Source organism: Burkholderia sp. MR1-5-21 (genome assembly GCF_053427715.1).
Map to the genome: position 1 here is coordinate 1 of NZ_JBSAXD010000177.1, position 239 is coordinate 239.

Consider the following 239-nt stretch of genomic DNA (forward strand, 5'->3'; position numbering starts at 1 on the left):
TTGGCGTTGCCAGTCGGATCTGCTCCGGCAATCGCACTGCTCAGGTCGTTGAGCTTCCCCGCCGCAATCGACGCAATCGCTGCACCCGCCGCGCCACCTACCGCATTACCGCCCGCCAGCCCGGTCACCAGCGCAGCACCTGCGCCTTGCATCAGCGCGCGGTTCGCTCCGCCTTCCTTCCACGCGTCGACGCCCGCCTGATCGCCATTGGCGGCAGCCTGCTTCATCATCTTGTCGGC

At 67.4% G+C, this 239-nt stretch carries 1 pseudogene; it reads right to left on the minus strand.

Annotated elements, in window-relative coordinates:
- Positions 1 to 239, minus strand: a pseudogene (locus tag ACV229_RS40965) (hemolysin); the annotation flags it as partial.